This is a genomic window from Rhodococcus sp. NPDC056506 (assembly GCF_042794945.1).
In the GTDB taxonomy this organism is placed as follows: domain Bacteria; phylum Actinomycetota; class Actinomycetes; order Mycobacteriales; family Mycobacteriaceae; genus Rhodococcus_F.
On the sequence record NZ_JBHTSW010000027.1, the window covers coordinates 1 to 23,412 of the forward strand.

24 protein-coding genes and 1 pseudogene are annotated in these 23,412 nt (G+C 63.0%); 8 read left to right on the forward strand and 17 right to left on the reverse strand.

What is annotated here, in order from left to right; all coding sequences use genetic code 11:
• Nucleotides 1-180, forward strand: a pseudogene (locus tag ACFQ6H_RS20065) (ABC transporter ATP-binding protein); the annotation flags it as partial.
• Nucleotides 180-971 (forward strand): ABC transporter permease, encoded by a 792-nt coding sequence (locus tag ACFQ6H_RS20070; protein WP_378445893.1) that lies wholly within the window; start codon nt 180-182, stop codon nt 969-971. The pseudogene ACFQ6H_RS20065 and the gene ACFQ6H_RS20070, both read left to right, overlap by 1 nt.
• A 215-nt stretch (nt 972-1,186) precedes the next feature.
• On the opposite strand, the gene otsB is transcribed toward ACFQ6H_RS20070, so the two are convergent.
• Entirely contained in the window at nt 1,187-1,975 is a 789-nt protein-coding gene (gene otsB, locus ACFQ6H_RS20075; RefSeq protein WP_378533248.1) for a trehalose-phosphatase, read from the reverse strand.
• A gap of 174 nt (nt 1,976-2,149) precedes the next feature.
• Here otsB and ACFQ6H_RS20080 point away from each other — a divergent pair, with 174 nt between their 5' ends.
• Nucleotides 2,150-2,479, forward strand: a complete 330-nt coding sequence (locus ACFQ6H_RS20080; protein ID WP_378533250.1) for a type VII secretion target — start codon at nt 2,150-2,152, stop codon at nt 2,477-2,479.
• Nucleotides 2,476-3,852: a hypothetical protein gene (locus ACFQ6H_RS20085; RefSeq protein WP_378648146.1), complete on the forward strand. Its 1,377-nt coding sequence runs from the start codon at nt 2,476-2,478 to the stop codon at nt 3,850-3,852. The genes ACFQ6H_RS20080 and ACFQ6H_RS20085 overlap by 4 nt, the downstream gene beginning before the upstream one ends.
• Before the next feature lie 12 nt (nt 3,853-3,864).
• Here ACFQ6H_RS20085 and ACFQ6H_RS20090 read toward each other — a convergent pair whose 3' ends face one another.
• From ACFQ6H_RS20090 to ACFQ6H_RS20105, 4 genes are all read right to left on the reverse strand, one after another.
• Nucleotides 3,865-4,854 (reverse strand): malate dehydrogenase, encoded by a 990-nt coding sequence (locus ACFQ6H_RS20090; protein ID WP_378648147.1) that lies wholly within the window; start codon nt 4,852-4,854, stop codon nt 3,865-3,867.
• A 66-nt stretch (nt 4,855-4,920) separates the two neighbouring features.
• Nucleotides 4,921-5,550, reverse strand: a complete 630-nt coding sequence (locus tag ACFQ6H_RS20095) for a hypothetical protein (protein ID WP_378533256.1) — start codon at nt 5,548-5,550, stop codon at nt 4,921-4,923.
• Nucleotides 5,540-6,811, reverse strand: coding sequence for a histidine--tRNA ligase (hisS, locus tag ACFQ6H_RS20100; RefSeq protein WP_378533258.1), 1,272 nt, complete (start codon nt 6,809-6,811; stop codon nt 5,540-5,542). The genes ACFQ6H_RS20095 and hisS overlap by 11 nt, the downstream gene beginning before the upstream one ends.
• A gap of 15 nt (nt 6,812-6,826) precedes the next feature.
• Nucleotides 6,827-7,507, reverse strand: a complete 681-nt coding sequence (locus ACFQ6H_RS20105; RefSeq protein WP_378544493.1) for an MBL fold metallo-hydrolase — start codon at nt 7,505-7,507, stop codon at nt 6,827-6,829.
• Between the two features lie 194 nt (nt 7,508-7,701).
• Between ACFQ6H_RS20105 and ACFQ6H_RS20110 the strand changes: the two genes are divergently transcribed.
• Together ACFQ6H_RS20110 and ACFQ6H_RS20115 are read left to right on the forward strand one after the other, a co-directional pair.
• Complete coding sequence (locus ACFQ6H_RS20110) at nt 7,702-8,583, forward strand: peptidylprolyl isomerase (protein ID WP_378648149.1); 882 nt, start codon at nt 7,702-7,704, stop codon at nt 8,581-8,583.
• Nucleotides 8,583-9,395: a peptidylprolyl isomerase gene (locus ACFQ6H_RS20115; RefSeq protein WP_378648151.1), complete on the forward strand. Its 813-nt coding sequence runs from the start codon at nt 8,583-8,585 to the stop codon at nt 9,393-9,395. The genes ACFQ6H_RS20110 and ACFQ6H_RS20115 overlap by 1 nt, the downstream gene beginning before the upstream one ends.
• Nucleotides 9,396-9,447: 52 nt before the next feature.
• On the opposite strand, the gene ACFQ6H_RS20120 is transcribed toward ACFQ6H_RS20115, so the two are convergent.
• From ACFQ6H_RS20120 to ACFQ6H_RS20165, 10 genes are all read right to left on the reverse strand, one after another.
• Nucleotides 9,448-11,859, reverse strand: coding sequence for a RelA/SpoT family protein (locus ACFQ6H_RS20120; protein WP_378630412.1), 2,412 nt, complete (start codon nt 11,857-11,859; stop codon nt 9,448-9,450).
• Nucleotides 11,860-11,957: 98 nt separating this feature from the next.
• Nucleotides 11,958-12,536, reverse strand: a complete 579-nt coding sequence (locus ACFQ6H_RS20125; RefSeq protein ID WP_251012150.1) for an adenine phosphoribosyltransferase — start codon at nt 12,534-12,536, stop codon at nt 11,958-11,960.
• Nucleotides 12,533-14,263: an ABC transporter substrate-binding protein gene (locus tag ACFQ6H_RS20130; protein ID WP_378648153.1), complete on the reverse strand. Its 1,731-nt coding sequence runs from the start codon at nt 14,261-14,263 to the stop codon at nt 12,533-12,535. The genes ACFQ6H_RS20125 and ACFQ6H_RS20130 overlap by 4 nt, the downstream gene beginning before the upstream one ends.
• Before the next feature lie 2 nt (nt 14,264-14,265).
• Nucleotides 14,266-15,489: a protein translocase subunit SecF gene (gene secF, locus ACFQ6H_RS20135; RefSeq protein WP_378648155.1), complete on the reverse strand. Its 1,224-nt coding sequence runs from the start codon at nt 15,487-15,489 to the stop codon at nt 14,266-14,268.
• A complete protein-coding gene (secD, locus tag ACFQ6H_RS20140) occupies nt 15,486-17,207 on the reverse strand; it encodes a protein translocase subunit SecD (protein ID WP_378648157.1) in 1,722 nt (573 codons plus the stop codon). The genes secF and secD overlap by 4 nt, the downstream gene beginning before the upstream one ends.
• 231 nt (nt 17,208-17,438) lie before the next feature.
• The gene (gene yajC / locus ACFQ6H_RS20145) at nt 17,439-17,786 is read right to left on the reverse strand and encodes a preprotein translocase subunit YajC (protein ID WP_230817254.1); all 348 of its coding nucleotides are present in this window, start codon (nt 17,784-17,786) and stop codon (nt 17,439-17,441) included.
• 138 nt (nt 17,787-17,924) lie between these two features.
• Complete coding sequence (ruvB, locus tag ACFQ6H_RS20150) at nt 17,925-19,022, reverse strand: Holliday junction branch migration DNA helicase RuvB (protein WP_378445879.1); 1,098 nt, start codon at nt 19,020-19,022, stop codon at nt 17,925-17,927.
• Nucleotides 19,019-19,618 carry a Holliday junction branch migration protein RuvA gene (ruvA, locus tag ACFQ6H_RS20155; RefSeq protein ID WP_003943318.1) on the reverse strand — a complete coding sequence of 200 codons (600 nt, stop codon included), beginning with the start codon at nt 19,616-19,618 and terminating at the stop codon, nt 19,019-19,021. The genes ruvB and ruvA overlap by 4 nt, the downstream gene beginning before the upstream one ends.
• Complete coding sequence (ruvC, locus tag ACFQ6H_RS20160; protein WP_243617247.1) at nt 19,615-20,184, reverse strand: crossover junction endodeoxyribonuclease RuvC; 570 nt, start codon at nt 20,182-20,184, stop codon at nt 19,615-19,617. The genes ruvA and ruvC overlap by 4 nt, the downstream gene beginning before the upstream one ends.
• Before the next feature lie 125 nt (nt 20,185-20,309).
• Nucleotides 20,310-21,062 (reverse strand): YebC/PmpR family DNA-binding transcriptional regulator, encoded by a 753-nt coding sequence (locus ACFQ6H_RS20165; RefSeq protein WP_230817251.1) that lies wholly within the window; start codon nt 21,060-21,062, stop codon nt 20,310-20,312.
• 145 nt (nt 21,063-21,207) lie between these two features.
• On the opposite strand from ACFQ6H_RS20165, the gene ACFQ6H_RS20170 reads away from it, so the two are divergent.
• A complete protein-coding gene (locus ACFQ6H_RS20170) occupies nt 21,208-21,564 on the forward strand; it encodes a GntR family transcriptional regulator (RefSeq protein ID WP_003943322.1) in 357 nt (118 codons plus the stop codon).
• Nucleotides 21,561-22,481: a hypothetical protein gene (locus ACFQ6H_RS20175; protein WP_378648159.1), complete on the forward strand. Its 921-nt coding sequence runs from the start codon at nt 21,561-21,563 to the stop codon at nt 22,479-22,481. The genes ACFQ6H_RS20170 and ACFQ6H_RS20175 overlap by 4 nt, the downstream gene beginning before the upstream one ends.
• Here ACFQ6H_RS20175 and ACFQ6H_RS20180 read toward each other — a convergent pair.
• Nucleotides 22,469-23,179, reverse strand: coding sequence for a GAP family protein (locus ACFQ6H_RS20180; RefSeq protein ID WP_378648161.1), 711 nt, complete (start codon nt 23,177-23,179; stop codon nt 22,469-22,471). The genes ACFQ6H_RS20175 and ACFQ6H_RS20180 overlap by 13 nt on opposite strands.
• Nucleotide 23,180: 1 nt before the next feature.
• Entirely contained in the window at nt 23,181-23,381 is a 201-nt protein-coding gene (locus tag ACFQ6H_RS20185) for a hypothetical protein (protein ID WP_378648163.1), read from the reverse strand.
• Nucleotides 23,382-23,412 lie beyond the last annotated feature (31 nt).

The window sequence follows — 23,412 nt, forward strand, 5'->3', positions numbered from 1 at the left end:
TCGCAGGGAATCATGTTGTACGAGTTGGCGTCTGTGCAGGGGTCGCTCGAGGATGCGTTCATGAAGTTGACCGGAGACGATGTCCAGTACCACGCATCCGGTATCGATCCGGGCGCCGGTGCACACCAAGCAAATGCACACCACGCAAACACACAGCACGCTATGGGAGGTGCACTGTAATGGCTGTTCTCAGTGCTGAACGTATCAAGATCACCACGACCAAGTCGCCGCTGTGGTGCACGATCACAATCATCATCCTAGGGTTGGGCGTCGCCTGGATGATCGGGCGTTCGTCGAGTTCGAGCATTCAGGCGTACAACGATGAAGCTGCATCAGGAACTCCTGATTTCGAGAAATTCCTCCCCACGTTCAACGACGCGGGACTAGGAGTATCCGGATTCGGCGTCATGGTCCTGATGATCATGGCGGCGCTCGCGATCACCAGCGAGTACCGCTTCGGCATCATCCGTACTACCTTCCAGGCTATCCCGAGTCGGGCTTCGGTTCTGATCGCCAAAGCCGGCCTGATCGGGGCTTTCGGCGCGGTACTGTCCTTCGTTCTCATGCTCGGCGCGGTATTCATCACCAAAGCTGCTGCAGGATCTGAAGGTTCCACCAATCTGGCACTCGACAACGCCGATGCCTGGCGCGCCGTTTACGGCGTACCGATCTTCGCGTTCCTCTGCGTCGCCCTTGCTATTGCCGTCGGAGCACTCCTTCGTCAGTCCGCCGGCGCCATTGCACTACTGCTGCTGTGGCCGCTGCTCATCGAGAGCCTGTTCGGCATGTTCGGATCCTTCGGCAGAAACGTCACACCGTTCCTCCCGTTCGCCAATGCCGACCACTTCCTCTCTTCGGGTTCGAGCACCAATTTCCATTGGGGCCCTTGGGGAAGCCTGTTCTACTTCGCAGCATTTGTGCTGGTGATATTCGGAATCAGCATCGCCGTCGTCAACAAGCGCGACGCCTGACCGAGTCACGAACTGACCGAGTCACGAACTGACCAAGACCGAAACTGGCCGCACCGGAGCCCTTCCGGTGCGGCCAGTTTCGCGTTGACAGAACCCACAGCGCTTGTCGATCACGCCAAGGAACAGGGCACGAGCGGGTTCGCGTCACTCTGCCCCGTGCACGCGGCACCTCGAAAGAAGACCTGGTCGAGTTCCTGGCCGACTGACATCACGCATCAGCGTTCGAGTTGCGCGGCAAGATCTTTCATCCAACCCAGGAATGCCTGCGGGCCGTCGAACTGGACGCCGTCGACGGCGGCAACTTCTGGTGCAATGTCATCGCCCTTGACCACCAGCGCTTCTCCCCCGAATGCGATGGCCGCCGCAAATGCTGGTAGATCGCCGCGGTCGTCTCCCGCGTACGCAACGACGTCGACTCCCGCGGCCTCGATCGCACGAAGAAGACCTGTCCCCTTGTCCTCCTTGACCGGTGGGCGCAATTCTTCGACCAGCTTGCCGGGCTCACGATGCAACCCGGTCCGGCTCGCGATTTCTGTTGTCGCTGCTTCCACCAGGCGCTGCGCGGCCGCTCGATCTGCAGCCCGACGCCAATGCACGGCCACCGCAAGGCCTTTGCTCTCGACATGGATGCCGGGAACTGCCTGAGAATCGAACAAGCGGCGCAGGTCGGCTTCTGCTTCAGCGACGGCATCACTGAACGCCGCGACGGCCGGAAGCACCTCGATTCCGTTGTCCGTCCAGGTCTCGACACCGTAGGAACCCATGAGTACAACCGAATCCAGACTCAGCCGTTCTCGCAGAAACGACACCGGCCGCCCCGAAAGCAGGCCGACTACACCGAGGTGTTTCGTCAGAGTCGCGAGCACGTCCTCGGCGCCGGGCAGGAGTGCACTCGCCGACGGATCATCGACGATGGGTGCAAGCACACCGTCGAAATCCATCACCAGTCCACAGCGAGCTGGATCGGACGTGAGTCGGAGGATGACGTCCGCAGCGGTTCGCATGGTTCGAGTGTGCCAAATCGATCGCACCCGCAATACCAACACCGGATCCGAATGTAATCTCCGCCACTTCGTCCAAGTTGTCTGGATGCGATGGCGAACTCGCGTTCTCTCCCTGCAAGGGCGGACTGTGGTCCGATACAGTTCTCACGACGCTTACCAACTGGGGGGGTAATGATGAGCGAATTGACTGTCGTCACTGACGACATCCGTAAGTACGGCTCGACGTCGGCCGAAGCTGCAGGACACATCGCGCAGGCCGCCGTCGTCGATCTTGGCGCCAACATCGCGGCAGTCGCACCGGCCGTTGGCCCCGTCGGGATCGAATTTCTCGAAGCATTCGCGCGCGCTCAGGCCGCGCACACCAAAGACGTTGCAGCACTCGCTACGTTCTACGCCGGTAATGCCGCAACTGCCGGTGCAGCCGCGCAGGCCTACGACACGACAGATCATGCAATCGCGTCAGATCTGACCGGCGCGGCTGGATCGACGAGTGTGACAGCGTGAACACCGATCGCGTCAATACCGATCGCGTCAATACCGAAGTCGACTCGACGACGGTCCTCGACCTCCTTCAAGGTGGTGCGCCGGACCCGGCAATGGCCTTGTCTGCGCTCGGGGATCTCTCGGACCTGCTCGCGTCACTTCCGACCCTGCCGTCGATGCCGAGCTTCCTCGTCAGTCCACAGGCCCCGGCACTGCCGAACAACGCGGTCGACTCGATGCTCGCCGGCATACCGGTTCCGGCGCTCCCCGGAATCGAAGATCTGTTCGCGCCCCTGATCGAACTCGGGAAGAGTCTCGGCACAGGCGCTTTTGCCGGCATCGATCCCGTCGGCATCTTCAACCAGGCGTCCACGCTGATCGACCAAGCCATGGGACTGTCCGAAAGCGCGGTCGCCGAGGTGGGGCAGACATGGAACAGCACCGGCAGTGACGCCGCGACCGAACTGTCGCGATCCGCACAGAACAGCGGCGCAGAATTGAGCGAACGCGGAACTGCGATATCGAAAACCACTGCTGCCGCCGCGGAATCGGTGCAGCGAGGCAATGCAAATCTCGCGGCGATCGCCCAGTCCTTCGCCGCCACGGTTGCGGCTGCTGCACCGATCGCGTGGACACCACCCGGGCAGGCGATGTTGATTGCCTCCGCAGCTGAACACATGCAGGCAGCGGTCGCGGCGGTGACGCAGACTCGCGGCGAAATGCTCGGGCACACCGCTGCCATGAACGCCCTTGCCGGGTCGATCCCGGTTCCGACTCCACCGATCAGTGAGGCGCTCGCCAACCTTGCCGCTCCGGAGGCATTCGCCGACGCCGCCCGCCGGATCACCCAGCCTCTGTCGGCATCGACCGCATCCATGTCACAGTCACCGGCATCGATCAACGCTGGCGACGCACGGTACTCCACTCACCCCGGCACTGATGCAACTCGGACCTCGGCAGCGCAGGCAGGCGCCGGACTTCCGGCCGGCGTCGAGAAGCTCTGGGGCACAGGCAATTCGTCGGCGTCACTCGCAGCCGGTGGGTCGCCGTCACCCGGTGCGACCGCGAGCTCCGGCGGAGCGTGGGTGGGCGGGAACGGCGCGAGCGGTGGAACGATGAGAGGCGCAGCGGGAGTTGCTGCAGTTCAACCGGTTCCGGTAGCAACGCCCGGCCTGGGTGCAATATCTTCGGCGGTCGGAGGCGGAAATATGACGCCCAGCGGAATGATGGGCGGCGGACCTCGCGGATCGCGAGACGACGAGTCGTCACGCACCACTCCGGGGTATCTCGTCAATGCCGGCGACGAAAATTCGATGGTCGACGATTTACCGATGGTGTCGCCGCCCGTGCTCGGCGCCGAGGATCCCGATCAGTACCTGTTCCGAGATCTCTGATCAAGACAAACCTCAGACGAAGCCCAACTCCCGCACCGCCGCGCGCTCCTGCTCCAATTCGCTGACGGACAGCTCAATCCGTTCGCGTGAGAAGTCGTCGATCGAGAGGTCCTGAACTATGGCGAATTCACCACCGGCACAGGTCACCGGGAAGGACGAGAACAATCCTTCGGGCACTCCGTAGGAACCGTCCGAACACACGGCCATCGATACCCAGTCATCCTCGGCAGTACCGATCACCCAGTCGCGGACGTGGTCGATCGACGCACTGGCTGCGCTTGCCGCAGAGGACGATCCACGCGCAGCGATGATGGCTGTGCCTCGCACCTGAACCGTAGGGATGAAATCGTTCTCCACCCAGTCGCGATCGTCGATCACCGCGAGCGCAGGCTTACCCGCGACGGTCGCATGGGACAGATCCGGGTACTGCGTCGCCGAATGGTTTCCCCAGACGGATACTTTGCGGACCGACGACGCACGAACGCCGGTCTTCTTCACCACCTGCGCGATCGCTCGGTTGTGGTCGAGACGCGTCAGTGCACTGAACCGAGTGTCCGGCACATCCGGTGCGTTGTTCATCGCGATAAGTGCGTTGGTATTGGCCGGGTTTCCCACGACCAGCACCTTGACGTCCGAGGCTGCGTTGTTGTTGATCGCCTTCCCGTGCGCTGTGAAAATCGCGCCGTTCGCGCTCAGCAAGTCGGCGCGCTCCATCCCCTTGCTCCGCGGACGCGCACCGACCAGCATGCCGATGTTCGCGCCGGAGAAGGCGACGTCGGGATCGTCGGTGATGTCGATGGAGCTCAGCAAGGGAAATGCGCCGTCCTCGAGTTCCATCGCAACGCCTTCGGCAGCGGACACAGCGGCGGGAATCTCGAGCAGTCGAAGTTTGATCGGGACGTCCGCGCCGAGCATCTCCCCCGCAGCTATGCGGAAAAGCATGCCGTATGCGATCTGACCCGACGCTCCGGTCACCGTGACGGTTACGGGCGCAATACTCATTGCCGACTCCTCACCTGCCGTTTTCACGACTGTCCGTTCTACAACGCTGTAAGAACGGTTTCCACGCTAGTCGAGTAATCCGGCCACTTCGTGGTCTGTCAGTGTGGTTCTCGGCACTCGTCCCTCCGCCGTCACGAGTTCGACGGCGCGATACAGCGGACGCTCGGCCAGTCCGGCGCCGCGGGCTTCGGCACGCAACTGTTCGATCAGCACCGAGGACAACGCGGCAGCCGGTACCAACTCGCTGGCAGCGAGGGCGTCGGCGAGCTTGCGGAGTGCAAGGATCTCCAACTCGCGCCCGCCTCCTGCCGTGTACAGCGCGAGCGGTATCCGCACGGTGGACCGTCCGTCGCCGAGTGTCAGGCTGACCTCGCTGATCCGGCCGGATCGCACCGTCAACGCCGCCGTGAGTACCTCGGCCACGTCGACGTCGTTGGTTCGAAAACCAGCTTGCGCACGAACCCTGTTGCCGTACAACGTGATGTGTCGGCGCAGCGTCATCAGGATCGCCAGTGACGTCGGCACCGCGATGACGGCACCGACGATCACTCCAACGGTCGCCGTCGAGAACACACCGACGATCAACCCGACGACCACACCGAACACCACGACAACAACGGCGAACTTCTTCAGCCGCGGCGCGATCAACGCCACGGGAACCAGATCGAGTGAAACCGGTTCGGCCTCAGTGCTCAACGAGATCCCCGAGCTTGTCGACAACCTGGTCGAGCGCCACCGTCTCCTGCTCACCTGTTGCCAACTGTTTGACAACGACAACGCCCTCTTCGAGCTCACGCTCGCCGAGAACCAATGCGATTGCGGCACCCGAACGATCAGCTGCTTTCATCGAGCCCTTCACGCCACGATTTCCGTACGCCAGGTCGACACGAATTCCGTTGGCACGCAACTGATGTGCGATCTTCACCAGTGCCGCCTTCGCCTCGGCGCCCATCGGCACACAGAAGACATCGACACGTGCCGGTGGTGCAACCGACTTTCCCTCGGCTTCGAGAGCGAGAACCGTGCGGTCGACGCCGATTCCGAACCCGATCCCCGAGAGCGGCTGTCCGCCCAGTTGTTCCATCAGACCGTCGTAACGACCACCGCCGCCGATTCCGGACTGCGCGCCCAGTCCGTCGTGCACGAATTCGAAGGTTGTCTTGGTGTAGTAATCGAGGCCGCGAACCATGCGCGGGTTGACGACATAGGGAACGCCCAAGGCATCCAAGTGCGCGAGCACCTCGTCGAAGTGGGCCTTGCAGCTCTCCGACAGGTGATCGAGCATGAGCGGTGCGCCCGCAGTCATCTCACGTACATCCGGGCGCTTGTCGTCGAGCACCCGGAGCGGGTTGATCTCCGCGCGTCGACGCGTGTCCTCGTCGAGCGGAAGTGCAAAGAGAAACTCCTGCAGCAGTTCGCGGTACTGCGGTCGGCAGGTGTCGTCGCCGAGAGAGGTGATTTCGAGGCGGAAGCCGTCGAGCCCCAACGACCGGAATCCGGCGTCGGCGATCGCGATGACCTCAGCGTCGAGTGCGGGATCGTCGATCCCGATGGCCTCGACGCCGACCTGCTGCAACTGACGGTAGCGACCGGCCTGCGGGCGCTCGTAGCGGAAGAACGGGCCCGCGTAGCTGACCTTGACCGGCAATTGTCCACGATCGAGGCTGTGCTCGATGACGGCACGCATGACGCCTGCGGTTCCCTCGGGACGCAACGTCACCGAACGATCGCCACGGTCGGCGAACGTGTACATCTCTTTGCTGACGACGTCGGTGGACTCGCCGACGCCGCGCGCGAACAAGCCGGTGTCTTCGAAGATCGGCAATTCGATGTGGCCGTACCCGGCCAACCTGGCGGCGCGCGTCAAACCGTCACGAACGGCGACGAATTCGGCTGACTGCGGCGGAACGTAGTCCGGAATGCCCTTGGGTGCAGAGAAGGTGCTGGCTTTACTCACGAGAGGTACTTTTCCTTATTCTTGTGCGCTGAGTCCAACGAGAAACGGGTTCGAGCTTCGCTCGGCGCCGATCGAACTGTTGCCGCCGTGCCCGGGCAGGACCACTGTCTCGTCACCGAGTACCAGTAGCTTGCGGGCGATCGAGGCGAGCAACTGCTCGTGATTTCCGCCGGGCAGGTCGCTGCGCCCGATGGAACCCTGGAACAGGGTGTCACCGGTGAACGCCAAGTCCACGGGTCCGGACTCGGTGTTCGCCTGGGTTCGGAACACCACGGATCCCTGCGTGTGCCCGGGTGTGTGGTCGACGACGAACGTCATTCCGGCCTCGGTGATCTTGTCTCCGTCGGCCAGTTCGATCACCTCGTCCGGCTCCACGAACGTCATGCCTTGAATGAACTCCTTCATCGTCGGGCCGATCCCCCGTGCCGGATCGCTGAGCATGTAGCGATCCTCGGGATGGATGTACGCGGGTACGGAATACCGCTCACAGACCTCGCGGGCCGACCACACGTGATCGAGATGACCGTGTGTCAGGAGGACCGCGTTGACCGTCATGTCCTTCGAGTCGAGATATTCGAAGAGCGGCTCGGCCGCATCCTGCCCCGGGTCGACGACTACGCATTCGCACGCGTCGTCCTGGGCGAGTATGTAGCAGTTGGTTTGGAACATCCCGGCCGGAAAACCAGTGACGAGCACGGGGGCAACTCCTCTTCGAAGGGCGGAAACGAACAACACGGTGTCGGTTACAGCCTAAGCTGCTGCCCCGCCAGTAAGTTCTCAGGTTGCAATGGGAGACTCTGACGACGAGTAGAGCCGCCTGCCGAAGCCGACCCCAGGGTGTCGCTCGGCCGGCCGACCACGATCCACCCGCGATACGGAGGACTACAGCAGTGCCGAGTAACGAGCAACGCCGCGAGGCGGCGAAACGCAAGCTCGAGCGTCAGCTCGAACGTCGCGCAGAACGTGCCCGCAAGCGCAAGCAGATGACGATAGCCGGAACTGCACTCGGCGTGGTTGTCGTAGTCGGTGTCGTCGGCGGCCTCATCTGGCTGAGCAACCGCAGCGACGACGACGCGAACACCACCAACACTGCAGCCGACGACTCGAGCCTCACGCCGCAAACTGCGGGTGCGATGCCGGCCGGTCTGTCGACGCCACTTGCCGACACGGTTTCCTGCTCCTACCCGGCGGACGGTGCTACTGCGTCCAAGGCCAACAACCCGCCTCGTACCGACGGCATCCCCACCACCGCCCCGGACGCGACACCGAGCATCAGCGTCGAGACGTCACAGGGGAACATCGGGCTCACGCTCGACGGAACGAAGTCTCCGTGCACGGTGAACAGCTTCGTGAGCTTGGCGCAGCAGGACTACTTCAACGACACCACCTGCCACCGCATGACGACCAGCCCCACGCTCCAGGTTCTCCAGTGCGGCGACCCGTCGGGAACCGGCACCGGCGGCCCGGGATACGGATTCGACAACGAGTTCCCCACCACGGCGTACGCCACCACCGACCCGGCAGCGCAAGAGGCAGTCACCTACGCGCGCGGCACGGTTGCAATGGCAAACACCGGGGCACCCGGTAGCAACGGCAGCCAGTTCTTCCTCGTCTACGGCGACTCGCAACTCCCGCCGCAGTACACGGTTTTCGGCACGATCGACGAGACCGGTCTCGCCACTTTGGACAAGGTCGCGGCCGGCGGATCGACGCCTGAGGGTGACGGCAAGCCGAATCTGACCACCGACATCAAGACAGTAAGGCTCGACTGATGCGACGTAATCCTGTGATGCGCTTTCCCGTAGCTATTGCCGCTGCAAGCGCCGCGGCGCTGCTTCTGGCTGGTTGTTCCAGCGATTCCGGTAGCTCGGACTCGCCGTCCAGCACCTCCAAGGCGAAAACGACGACGGCTGCCATGCCGCCGCTCGACATGTCACAGTTCGACGCACTCCCGCCTGTCCCGACTCCGGCATCGGCGACCGTCGACTGCTCGTACCCGAGCGCAGCAGGTGCAGCAAAAACCGTCAATCCGCCGAGCTCCACGGGCGTATCCACCGAGGGAACCGTAAACGTCGCGCTCACGACTACGGCCGGCCCGATCGGGATGGAACTGAACCGCGCAGAAGCCCCCTGCACGGTCAACAGCATCGTGAGCTTGACCGAGCAGAAGTACTTCGACGACACCCCGTGCCATCGACTCGTCACCACACCCGGTCTACAGATCCTGCAGTGCGGCGATCCCTCGGGCAAGGGCACGGGCGGACCCGGCTACGGCTTCGACAACGAGTACCCGACCACTGCCTACCCGGCCAATGATCCGGCACTCTCCTTGCCTGCCGTCTACCCCCGCGGCACGCTGGCAATGGCCAACTCAGGTGCCCCGGGCAGCAACGGCAGTCAGTTCTTCCTTGTCTACGAGGATTCGGTCTTGCCGCCCAACTACACGGTCTTCGGAAAGATCGATGACGCCGGCCTGGCGACGATCGAAAAGATCGCGGCCGACGGCGACGACGGTGGCATGGGCGCAACCGGCGGCGGTGCACCCAACACCCCGATCACCATCGAGACTGCAGTAGTCGCCTGACCCCCTGTGCGCCTTTATTAACCGCCCGCGGTTAATAAAGGCGCACAGCAGTTTACGAGGCCGAAGTCACGCGGTAGACGTCGTAGACGCCTTCCACGTTGCGAACCACGTTGAGCACATGACCCAAGTGCTTCGGGTCACCCATCTCGAAGGTGAACTTGCTGATCGCCACCCGGTCGCCGGAGGTGGTGACCGAGGCAGACAGGATGTTCACCTTCTCGTCGGCCAACGCCTTGGTGACGTCGGAGAGCAACCGATGACGATCGAGCGCTTCGATCTGGATCGCGACCAGGAATACCGAGGTCGCTGACGGTGCCCATTCGACGTCGATGATTCGCTCCGACTGATCGTGGAGCGAGTTGGCGTTGGTGCAGTCGGTACGGTGCACGCTGACTGCTCCGCCGCGTGTGACGAAGCCCAGAATCGAATCGCCTGGAACCGGCGTGCAACACTTCGCAAGTTTTGCCACCGTGCCGGGAGCCCCCGGAACCAGAATTCCGGAGTCGCCCGTGCTGCGTGTGCGCATCGGCATGGTCGACGGCGTCGAACGCTCGGCCAGTTCCTCCTCGACGGCGCCGACGCCGCCCAGATGAGCAACCAGGCGCTGCACGACGTGGTGCGCCGACACCTGACTCTCGCCTACGGCGGTGTACAACGCGGAGACGTCGGGATAACGAAGTTCGTGCGCGATGGTGCTCATCGATTCGGCATTCATCAACCGCTGCAACGGAAGTCCCACGCGGCGGACTTCCTTCGCGATCTGATCCTTACCGGACTCGAGCGCCTCCTCGCGCCGTTCCTTCGCGAACCACTGCCGGATCTTCGCCTTGGCGCGCGGGGAGACTACAAACGTCTGCCAATCGCGACTCGGCCCGGCGGTTGCGGCCTTCGACGTGAAGACCTCCACCACTTCGCCGTTTTCGAGAGTTCGTTCCAGCGCGACCAATCGGCCGTTGACCCTGGCACCGATGCATCGGTGCCCGACCTCGGTGTGCACGGCGTATGCAAAATCGACGGGAGTCGATCCGGCAGGCAACGTGATGACGTCACCCTTCGGCGTGAAGACGAAGATCTCCTTGACCGCGAGGTCGTAACGCAACGATTCGAGGAACTCCCCCGGATCGGCCGCTTCTCGTTGCCAGTCGAGTAGCTGACGCATCCACGCCATGTCGTCGACCTCGGCGATGTCGCCCGCGTGCTTGCCCTTGGTCTCCTTGTACCGCCAGTGCGCGGCGATACCGAACTCGGCGGTCCGGTGCATGTCCTGGGTCCGGATCTGGACCTCCAGGGGCTTGCCTTCCGGTCCCACGACGGTGGTGTGCAGCGACTGGTAGACGCCGTAGCGCGGCTGTGCGATGTAGTCCTTGAAGCGACCGGCCATCGGCTGCCATAGCGAGTGGACAACGCCGACCGCGGCGTAACAGTCACGCACTTCTTCGCACAGAATGCGGACGCCGACAAGATCGTGGATGTCGTCGAAGTCGCGGCCCTTGACGATCATCTTCTGATAGATCGACCAGTAGTGCTTGGGCCGGCCCTCGACGATGGCGTTGATCCGTGAGGCGGACAGAGTCGAGTTGATCTCGGCGCGAACCTTGGCCAGATAGGTGTCACGAGAGGGCGCGCGATCTGCGACCAGTCGAACGATCTCGTCGTACTTCTTCGGGTGCAGGATCGCGAACGAAAGGTCCTCGAGTTCCCACTTGACGGTAGCCATTCCGAGCCGATGCGCAAGTGGCGCAATGACTTCGAGAGTCTCTCGCGCCTTGCGCGCCTGCTTTTCGGGCGGCAGGAATCGCATCGTGCGCATGTTGTGCAGGCGATCTGCAACCTTGATCACGAGCACGCGCGGGTCCCGCGCCATCGCGATGATCATCTTGCGGATGGTTTCGCCCTCGGCTGCGGTGCCGAGAACGACCTTGTCGAGTTTGGTGACGCCGTCGACGAGGTGAGCGACCTCGTCACCGAAATCCTTGGTCAACTCCTCGAGTGAGTAACCGGTGTCCTCGACGGTATCGTGCAGAAGGGCTGCGACGAGGGTGGTGGTGTCCATTCCCAACTCGGCCAGAATGCTTGCGACGGCCAACGGATGCGTGATGTACGGATCGCCGGACTTGCGCCGCTGACTCGAATGTCTGTCCTCGGCGACGTCGTACGCACGCTGGAGCAGCGCGAGGTCGGCCTTCGGATACAGCTCACGGTGGAGGCTGACCAACGGCTCGAGCACCGGGCGGATGGTGGCGTTGCGCTGACCGGTGATGCGCCGAGCAAGCCGAGCACGCACCCTACGGGAGGCGGAGGCGGGCACGGCCAGGTTCTGCCCACCCCGATTGCCGGTAGTTTGCGCAGATCCCGAGTCGTCGGGCGCCGCGGACTTCGATGGTGTCGTCTCCGGAGACGAAACTGCATCCGTCTCCTGCGACACTGCACCCGAGTTCTGTGATCGATCAAGATTCGACGTCATGTCGCCACCTCCTACCACCGAGTTCGATGAGGCAACCGCCCTGCATCGGGTAATTGCCCTGGAGGTCTAACTCGACCCCCAGGAGACAACTTTAATACTCAGACCTTCACCAGGGATGTCAGTGGGTACTTCAAGAAGCGATCTCGACCGCGCAATTCCTCGATCTCGAGCACCACTGCGACGCCGACGACGTTCGCTCCACCCAACTCAACCAACTGTACAGCCGCCTCGAGTGTCCCTCCGGTAGCCAGAACGTCGTCGATCACCAGAACGTTCCGCCCGGTGAGATCGAAGCCGTTCGCCGGGATTTCGAGAGTCGACGATCCGTACTCGAGGCTGTACGAGCGAGAGAGCACCGGCGGTGGCAGTTTGCCGACTTTACGCACGGCCACCACCCCAGCGCCCATCTTCGCTGCTGCGCCGGCACCGAGCAGGAACCCGCGGGCATCCACGGCTGCGATCGTGTCGGCGTCCGGGGCACAGGCGACTAGGGCGTCGAGCACGGCGCCGAACCCCTCGGCGTCGGCGAACACCGGAGTCAGATCGGCGAACCGCACTCCAGGGCCCGGGAAATTGTCTGCCCAGCGGGTCAGCCGAACAACGGCGTCTCCGGCGGCCCGGTGGATGGCGATCAATTCTTCTGGCGTGTGCAAGGCAACGCCATTCGAGACGGTCATCTGCGTAGTACCCATCTGTCCATGTTCCAGCCGGTAGCGGCCCGAGTCGGATTGACCAAGACTGCCGACATGCCTGGAGCCACAGCGACAGTTCGTAGTTGATTGAACAGTGGAATCGTAGGCACCTGAGTCCAGAGGATGTTCTCCGCCTCCACCGAGAGTCCCAATTGCGCACTCGTGCTCGCATCCACGTTCAGCTGATCGATGATCTGATCGATCCTGGCGTTTCCGTAATTACCGAGGTTTGCGCCGTTGCCCGATCGCAACGCTCCGCGCGCGTCGATCATGCTCGCTGTTCCGCCCGCCCCGACTTTGCCGGCCATGCCGGAAAGCACAGCGTCGACTCCCCCGGACTGCAGACTCGCAGGATCGAAGCTGTCGCTCCTCGCGTCCTCGATCGTGATTCCCGCCGGAGCGCACGCTGCTTTTGCTTCGGAGACGATCTGCGCCCGCACCGGGTCCGGCGCCAGGTAGCCGACTCGGACGGTCAACTGGTCGAGGCCCGCTTCCGACAACGAAGTCTTCGCAGCCTCGACGTCGGAATTGGCGTACCGATCACCGTCGACCGCAGCGGCGTCGCTGTAGACCAGTGAATCCGGCGCCATCAGTCGCGAATCGACCACGCCGGAGCCCAGACCCGCCTGCGGCGCATTCTCCGTCTGCCCGAATTTCTCGAACAACGATGTCCGCGGAACACAATGCGCGAACGCTCGACGCGCGGCTTCGTCGCCCAGAGAACCAGACGTCGCGAGAACGAACTGCTCGATCGACCGCGACGGAATCTGCTGGACGTCGAAACCTGACGGAGTACCGAGCTCGCCCGCCGACCCTGAAGCGACGTCGACGACCTCGATCGAGTTCTTGTCGAGATCCTCGTTCAGATTCACCCCACGTGGCCACACGACGATGCGATCGGTCGCCGGCTGGTTACCCCACCACCGCTCGTTCGCGACCAGCACCAGACCGTCATCGGCACTGTACGAGTCGATTCGATACGGTCCGGCGGAAGGCAGTACCGACGTGTCCACCTGACCTGGAGTCAGGTTCCACCCGGTGTTCCAGAAGTCCGCGATCTTCGACAATGCTTCGGTGTCACCGGCATTCACCGCGCTCACCACGTCGCTCACACCCGTGCGCTGCGTCACGACGTGTGAAGGCATCAACGCAGTCGCACCGAACAACGACCGCCAATCGGTGAACGATCGCCCGGGTTTGAAGAACACCGTCGCGTCCTTCGATCCGCTCTGGCAGTCGATCCGGTCGATGTCCGCGTAACCGAGATTGTTCGCCGTGTCGAACATGGGCTTCACGGAACCGTCGACGTCTTCGGTGAACTTGCCACTCGACGCCGCCCACGTGAGGACCAGATCGTCACAGGACATCGGAATCCCGTCGGAGTACACGGAAGCCGGATTGAGCTTGTACGAGACGGTGAGCACGTCACCGGGCAACTCCGACGCCGTTCCGATGTCGGTGTCCGACACGGGCGCCCCCGCCGGACCGGTGAACGTGAAACCGGGAAGCACCCGTCCGAACGCGGCCATCGCTCCGGACACCGACCCAGCTGTCGTATTGGCGTTGTACGTGGTGATGGAGTTGTCGATGGCGTATCCGATGGACGGAACCTGCTCGGCGCTTTCCGAGCAGGCCGCCAACGAACCCGCAGCCACCGCGGTGGCTGCAACGAACGTCATCGATCGAACCAGTGTGCGTGTTCTGGGGAGCATGTTCAGTGCCCCTTCTTGTTTCGCTTTCCGGTCGGCCGCGCACCCGGCTGCGGAGCAACCGGCGCACGACGTGCAACTGGTGCGCCGACGGCAACCGCCTGCGTACCCTTCTCGGCCAGAGTAGCCCGGCGGGAGAGCACCTTACGAGTGTGCGCGGCGACGGGTCCCCAGCGTTCCTTCATCGACACCAGTAGCGGCGTCGCGAAGAAGATCGAGGAGTACGCACCCACGATGATGCCGACGAGCTGAACGAGTGCAAGGTCCTTGAGTGTGCCGACGCCGAGCATCCAGACCGCGACCACCATCAGTGCGATCACGGGAAGCACACTGATGACGGTCGTGTTGATCGAACGCATCAAGGTCTGATTCACCGCGAGGTTGGCCTGCTCGCCGTACGTCCGGCGCGTCAGGTGCAGAACACCGCGGGTGTTCTCTTCGACCTTGTCGAACACGACCACCGTGTCGTACAGCGAGAAGCCGAGAATGGTGAGCAAACCGATCACCGTCGCGGGCGTCACCTCGAAACCGACGAGCGAGTAGACGCCGGCGGTGACGATGATGTCGAAGAACAACGCGACGATCGCGGCTACCGCCATGTCTCGCTCGAAGCGAATGGCGATGTAGATACTCACGATCACCAGGAACACAATCAGCGCGATCAGCGCCTTCTTGGTGATCTGGCCGCCCCAGGTCTCACTCACGTCCGCGAAACTGATGGCTTGCGCCGACGGGTTCCCGTTCTTGTCCTTGGGCTGGAACTCGTCGAAGAGCGCCGACTGCAGTTCGTTGATCTGCGTCGCATTCAAGGTCTCCGACCGGATCTGCACGGTGGCGCTGGCACCCGAGCCGACCGTCTGCACGCTGACCGGCTCGAACCCGAGTGTGTCGGAGTAGACGGTTTCCACCGCCGACGTCTCGACTCCACCCTCGGCCGGGAACTGAATGCGTGATCCACCCTCGAAGTCGATACCGAAGGTGAACCCGCGCAGGATGATGCTCAGCAGCGCGATCGCGACCAGAGCGCCGGTCAGTCCGTAGTAGAAGCGACGCTTGCCGACGACCTCGAACGCACCCGTTCCGGTGTACAGCCGTGAGAGCCAGCTGTGCTTGGGCATCGCGCCCTGATCGACGCCGGAGTCGGTGATCTCCGATCGGGCGGCGGCGTCTGCGGACTCGGCCGAGGAACTGTTGTCGGACCCCACCGGGGAGTTGTTGGACTCGCTCATGCTCGTGTCTCCTTAGCCGACGCAGCGGCGGCAACCTTACGTTCGCGGGCAACCTCTTGCACTGCGCCGAGCCCGTTGACGCTGGGCTTGGACCAGAACGCCGAACGGGACGCCATGCTGACCAGTGGCCACGTCACGAGGAACACGACAATCACGTCGAGGATGGTTGTCAGGCCCAAGGTGAAGGCGAAGCCTCGCACCTGTCCGACCGCCAGCACGTACAGAACTGCAGCGGCGATGAAGCTCACCGCGTTGCCGGAAAGAATGGTCCGACGCGCTCGCGCCCAACCGCGTGGCACCGCCGAGCGGAAGCTACGGCCCTCACGCATTTCGTCCTTGATGCGTTCGAAGAACACGACGAACGAGTCGGCGGTCATACCGATACCGATGATCAGTCCAGCCATACCGGCCAGGTCGAGTGTGAAGCCGATGTATCTACCGAGCAGAACCATGATTGCGTAAACCATGACTCCCGAGAGAATCAGCGACAACGCCGTCAGGACGCCGAGCATTCGGTAGTAGACGAGGCAGTAGAGCAGAACGAGCACAAGACCCACCGCGCCGGCGATCAGTGCCGCCTGCAGTGAGGCCAGGCCGAGCGTGGCCGAGACCGTCTCGGCTTCCGAGGCCGCGAACGAGAGCGGAAGCGAACCGTACTTGAGCGTGTTGGCCAATTCCTTGGCGCTGTCCGCGGTGAAGCTGCCGGTGATCGAGGTGGCGCTGCCCGCGGGCGTTGCGCCTTGAATCGTGGGAGCGCTGACGACCTTCGAGTCGAGCGTGAACGCTGCCTGCTTGCCGATGTTGGCTGAGGTGAACTCGGCCCAGGTGTTGCTGCCGGTCGTCTTGAACGAGAGGCTGATCTCGTGGCGCGACTGCTGTGAGTTGAAGACCGACGACGCGTCGGCGATCTCCTGGCCGTCGATGATCGAGGGACCGAGGAGATAGATGTTCAGTCCGTCTTGCGAGCACGCGACAAGCGGCAGCGTGGGGTCGTCGTTTCCACGAAGCGGATCTGCGACGGAGCAGTCGAGGTTGGCCACTGCTTGCTGCTGGACGGTCGGATCGCTGCTCTGCCGGAGGGCGCGCGCTGCGGCGATTTCCGCTGCTGCTGCGTCGCCTTCGTCGGTGCCGTCGCTCGGCGCGTCCCCGGTGGGGGCCGGAGTCGTCGTCTCCGGCGCAGGGGTTGCCTCCGGAGTTGTCGGGTCCTGAGCCAGGAACGGACGGTTCTGTGGAGTCTGGGTCCCGTCAGTGGGTGCTTCGGGAGCCGGAGCATCGGTGGCCGGTGTTTCGGCCGCTGGTGTCTCGGGTGTCGCCGTCCGACTCGCGTCACGGGTGGCCACATCGATCGAACCGGTCACCGGCCGGATGTAGAGGCGGGCGGTCTGACCGAGCGAGCGGGCCTGTGCGCTGTCGTCTCCGGGAACGGTGATGACGAGGTTGTCACCGTCGACGACGACCTCGGAGCCGGAAACGCCGAGACCGTTGACGCGGGTCTCGATGATCTCCTGCGCCTGCTTGAGACTGTCCTGACTCGGAGCACTGCCGTCCGGGGTACGAGCGGTCAACGTGACGCGCGTTCCACCCTGCAGATCGATGCCGAGTTTCGGCGTGGCCGACTTGTCTCCAGTGAAGAACACCAGGGCATACAGTGCCACCACCAAGACCCCGAATAGGGCCAGGTAGCGGACCGGATGCACCGTTCCGGTGGAAGGTGCCACGATCTTTAAGTCTCCTCAGTAGGTGCAGTGCTTCAGTAAGTGCAGTGCTTCAGTAAGTGCAGTGCTTCAGTAACTGCACGGCTCGGGTGGTCGACGACCACCCGAGCTGCGGCGTTCGAACTGCAACGATTGATCAACGGGTTGAACTGAGCTGCTGGTGAAAGAACGGACAAACCGATCTGGACGTGTGTCCGAGTTCACAACTCTAGAACACGTGCCAGGTCGACGAAGTCAGGACTCCTTGGTGAGCCGGATTTCGGTGTCGGTAGCAGACTCTTCGATCTCGGAAATCGAGTCGTCGTCGTACTCGTCGGTCTCGGTCGTCTCGACGACGCGCTCACGGATGACCAGACGCGACCAGGTGGTGATGACACCGTCGGCGATCTCGAGGTCAACGGTGTCGTCGCCTAGAGAAGCGATCGTGGCGTAGAGCCCGGCTGTGGTCTGCACCCGATCGCCGACCTGCAGCGAGTCCTGCATCTCGGAAGTCGCGGCCAAGGCCTTCTTCTGCTTGCGCATGCCCAGGAACATGGGCACGAGCAGTGCGAGGATCAAGAGGGGGAAAAGCAAACTCGACATGTGTTGATCAACCTCGGTTGTGTTGCACGTTTTACACCGCGATGGCCCCGGATGGACCTACGCAATACACCAGTGTGCCATTAGTTGCTGAGGATTCCTGACAGATCGGCCGACCAATGAGGCCTTTCCGGTCGAAATTCACGCTCCGTTCGGATCGAACAACGTGGCCTGCGGTTCGTTGACGCGAACCTCGATACCGCCCGCGGCCGCATCCGGCGGTGGCGTCATTCCCAGTTGAGTCCAGGCAGCGGCGGTGGCCACACGACCTCGCGGCGTCCGGGCGATCATCCCGGCACGGACCAGGAAGGGCTCGCACACTTCTTCCACCGTCGACGGTTCCTCGCCCACAGCGACGGCCAGCGTCGACACGCCGACGGGCCCGCCGCCGAATGAACGCACCAGCGCACTCAGGACGGATCGGTCGAGTCGGTCCAAGCCCAACTGGTCCACGTCGTAGACAGCCAAGGCGGCCTGAGCGACGTCCATGGTGACGATTCCGTCGGCGCGCACCTCCGCGAAGTCACGAACCCGTCGCAGCAATCGGTTCGCGATACGCGGTGTCCCCCGCGAGCGTCTCGCGATTTCGGCGCCGGCGTCAACTTCCAGATTGACTCCCAGAATTCCCGCCGAGCGCATCAGAATCTGTTGCAGCTCTTCGGGTTCGTAGAAGTCCATGTGTGCGGTGAATCCGAAGCGGTCGCGCAACGGACCGGTTAGCGCACCGGATCGGGTCGTCGCACCGACCAACGTGAATGGTGCGACCTCCAGAGGTATCGACGTGGCGCCGGGCCCCTTACCGACGACGACGTCGACGCGGAAGTCCTCCATCGCCAGGTACAACATCTCCTCGGCCGGACGAGCGATTCGGTGAATCTCGTCGATGAACAACACGTCGCCCTCGACGAGATTGCTCAGCATCGCCGCCAAGTCGCCGGCGCGTTCGAGCGCCGGCCCGGAAGTCAGCCGCAGGGAGGAGCCCAACTCCCCCGCGATGATCATCGCCATCGACGTCTTTCCGAGTCCGGGCGGACCGGACATCAGGATGTGGTCAGGCGTGCTGCCACGAAGTTTTGCTCCGGTGAGCACGAGCTGCAATTGCTCGCGGACTCGGGGTTGCCCGATGAAGTCGTCGAGACTCTTGGGGCGCAAACTCGCTTCGACGTCGCCGTCTCCCGCCACCAATTCGGCAGAGACCTGCGATTCGTCGTCGAAATCGTCGATCGGATCGAAGTTCATCGAGTCTTACCGAGCAGCGACAGGGCAGAACGCAGCGCTACCGACGTAGTGGCCTCGGGTGATTCCGCCAGAACCGAATCCGTGGCCTGCTCGGCCTGCTTGATCGGGAAACCCAAACCTTCGAGAGCTTCGACGATCTGATCGCGGATCGAACTACCGGCGACGACACCGGAGGCCGCGCCGGCCGTCGTCGCAACCGCGTCGACCTTGTCGCGCAATTCGACGACCATGCGCTCAGCACCGCGTTTGCCGATGCCGGGGACCCTCGTCAACGCCGTCAGGTTGCCTTCCGACAGTGCACGCCGCAATGCGTCGGGTTCGAGAACTGCGAGAGTTGCCATCGCCAGGCGCGGCCCGACTCCCGAGACCGTCTGCAAGAGGCTGAACAGGTCCTTCGACTCGGTGTCGGAAAATCCGTAGAGCGTCATCGAGTCTTCGCGAACGATCATCGTCGTGAACAGGCGCGCTTCGCTTCCGCGATGGAGCGCACCGAGCGTCACGGGGGTGGCGTTGACCCGATAGCCGACACCCGACGCTTCGATGACCGCATGGTCGAGCGCAATATCGAGTACCTCGCCGCGTACCGACGCGATCATCGTGAACCTGCCTTCTTCATCTCGGCCAATTTTGCCTGATACTTACGCATTTGTTCGGCGGCCATCGCCTCGGCGCGGGCCATTCGCTCGATCATGGGCGCTCGCCAGCAGTGACAGATCGCCAGCGCCAGAGCGTCGGCGGCGTCGGCCGGTTTCGGCGCCGTCTTCAGATTCAGGATTCGAGTCACCATCGCGGTGACCTGCGCCTTGTCTGCGTTACCGCTACCGGTGACGGCGGCCTTCACCTCGCTGGGCGTGTGGAAACACACCGGGATTCCGCGTCTGGCGGCAGCGAGCGCCACAACTCCACCTGCTTGCGCCGTCCCCATCGCGGTACTGACGTTGTGCTGCGCGAACACACGCTCGATCGCGACAACCTCCGGCTTGTACTGCTCGATCCACAGTTCAGCCGCATCGGAAATCCGTAGGAGCCGAGATCCGAGATCCATCTCTGCCGGGGTCCGCACCACGTCGACGGCAATGGGGCGCACTTTCCTGCCGTTGCTCCCGTCGACCACACCCAACCCGCAGCGAGTCAAGCCTGGGTCCACTCCGAGCACGCGCACTTTGTCACACCTCTCCATACCGAACAGCTGTTCGATAGCTTAGCGGTGCGCGGGACTACTGCCCCGCATCAACACGCAACCCGGCCGTGACGAGGACGTCAGGGCCGGGCTGAGTTGAAAGGCAATCAGTCTTCGAGGGCCGCGAGAACCTCGTCGGACAGATCGATGTTGGTGTAGACGTTCTGCACGTCGTCCGAGTCTTCGAGTGCGTCGACGAGCTTGAAGATCTTGCGAGCGCCGTCGACATCCAGCGGAACCTCGACGGAAGCGCGGAAATCGGCTTCGGCGGAGTCGTAGTCGATGCCGGCTTCCTGCAGTGCCGAACGTACGGCAACCAGATCCTGTGGCTCGCTGACGATTTCGAAGGTTTCACCGAGATCGGTGACCTCTTCGGCGCCGGCGTCGAGCACAGCCATCAGGACGTCGTCCTCCGACTGGCCGTTCTTCTCCAGCGTGACGACGCCCTTGCGAGCGAACAGGTAGGAGACCGAACCCGGGTCGGCGAGGTTGCCACCGTTGCGGGTCATCGCGGTGCGAACTTCACCGGCTGCGCGGTTGCGGTTGTCGGTGAGGCACTCGATCAGAACGGCGACGCCGTTGGGTCCGTAGCCCTCGTACATGATGGTCTGCCAGTCTGCGCCGCCCGCTTCTTCACCGGCGCCGCGCTTGCGCGCACGCTCGATGTTGTCATTGGGAACTGACGTCTTCTTCGCCTTCTGGATGGCGTCGAACAAGGTGGGGTTGCCCGTGGGATCGCCACCGCCGGTTCGTGCCGCCACCTCGATGTTCTTGATCAGCTTCGCGAAGGATTTGCCACGACGTGCGTCGATCACAGCCTTCTTGTGCTTGGTGGTGGCCCATTTTGAGTGGCCGCTCATGCGATTCAAGCCCCTTTCCTGCTGCGTTGCGCACGCCGAATGCGCGTCTTTCAGCTCTGCCGATGTTACCCGTCCCACGTCACAACTCGCTGCATCCCCCGACACGAATTGACCAAACACAGCATTGTTTGCATAGAATGCAAACATGTTGGTGCGAATAGATCACGCCTCCACAACTCCACTCGCGGAACAGATTGCCGCTGGGGTTCGTGGCTCGGTCATCCGCGGCGAAATCGGCCCGGGTGATCGACTGCCGTCCGCTCGCGCTCTCGCCGAGTCGATCGACGTCAATCTCCATACGGTCCTTCGAGCGTACGCAACACTCCGCGACGAAGGCCTGATCGACCTCCGACGCGGACGTGGCGCCGTCATTCGCGCCGAATTCGACTCGGGAAGAACGGCTCTCAACGAATCTGCACGCGAGTTCGTTCGACAGGCCCGAAATCTGGGACTCGACACCGCGCACATGCTCGACCTCATCAAGGAGACCAGCACACAATGACGACCAGCAAGATCCGACTCTGGACAGCAGCCTCACTGACTCTGATCCCGACCCTGATCCTGGTTCTCGCGCGCTTCGCGTGGGGCGACCGCCTACCCGAGACCGTCGCGAGCCATTGGTCCGGATCGAACCCGGACGGGTTCAGCACCACAACGACGTTCTTCACCATCGCGCTGGCGCTTTCACTGGTGGCAGTCGTTTTCGCGTGTGTTGTCGCGGCCCGTTCGAGCACCAACGCGCCCCTGTTTCTGGCCGTCACCTCGATCTCGAGTGCGACGTTGGCAACGATCTGGATTCTGAGCGTCGCCCTCACGATCGACGCCGGAGCACCGGAAGACGCGCGTATCGGTTGGTGGGTTCTTGCGCCGATCGCGGCCGTACTGGTCGGAGTTCTGGCGTATGCACTGCCTGAGCAGCGACGAGACGAACCTGAGTCACCACTGCCGACCCCGACGCTGGACACGCAGCTCGCGGCCTCCGAACGTGCAGTGTGGGTCGGGCAGGTCCGCAGCATCTGGCCGTGGATCCTCACCGCCGGCCTCGTCGTTCTCGTGATCGCCACTGCCGCGTATTCGGATTGGTGGGTTGCCGTGATCCTGGGTGTGTCGACTCTCGCGATCACGGCTTTCGCTTCGGTCACCGTGCGCGTCGACCGTCACGGTCTCGGCATCAGTTCCTGGGGCGTTCGATGGAAGAAAATCCCCATCTCGAAGGTGAAGTCCGCATCGGTCGATTCGATACGTCCGGCCGAATGGGGTGGATGGGGCTACCGGATCACACCGCGCGGAACGGCCGTCACTCTCCGCTCAGGTGAGGCGATAGTGGTCACTCTCGAGAACGGACGACTGTTCGCCGTAACCGTCGATCACCCGGAAGACGGTGTGAAGCTGATCAATTCGCTGGTTCAGGCTGGTTGATTGGCGAACAACACGGCAGCGGCATTGCCGGCGAGGTAGAAGCCGGCGATGCCGAACACCCATCCGATCGCACTGTCGCCGTAACGGGACATCAGCGAGTCCACCTGGCGCAGCGGCTTGTCCAGGCGGTTCCCGGCCACGACCCGACCGCACAGAAGAATGACTGCCGGTGCGGCCATGATCAGGCAGTAACCGGCAAGTATCGACGCCGACATGACTGAGGACAGCCCAGCAGCTGTGATCATCGCGATCGCCGCCAAGTAGGGCAGCATCGTCACCAATTCGGCGGTTCCGGCTGCAATGGCCAGAAGTACGACGCTTCTCGCCGAACGACTCGAATCAAGTACCCGCTCCCGCCAGGCGTGCGTTCGATCGGCCTGACCAGATATGCGCCGCTTCTCGGAGTCGAATCGAAAACTCAACGCGAACAACGCGATACCGAGGATCAACTGTGCGCCGCGGGCTACCGGTGTGTCGAGAAGCGGGGCGACAACCGGCATGCCCACGCGGGCCGTCGTCCAGACGGTTACCCCGACAACAAAATAGAACGTCGTGATCACTACCAGGTAGGTCAGCAGACTGCGAACCTGCGGTCGTCCCGGTTTCAACAACATCCACACCGGGACGACCAACGTTCCGATGCTCGTACTGTCCAGCAAGGCGAGGCCGCCCAGGGTCGTCAGAAGGACGAGTTCCACGTCAGTCGTGTCGGCGCTCGGGTGTCACCGTGTCCCTCGTCCGGACTGCGTTCACGATGTCGAAAGCACCGATGATCGCCAAAATCACCCCGAGTGGCCCGCCGCGAAACCAGAAGAACTCGGCGTCACGCGCGAACAGCCAGAGACAAGCGCCCCCGACGACGAGGAGAATGCCGATCATCATCTCGAAACGAATTTTCATACCTTGAGCGTGTCGTCTCGCTCGGATCCGC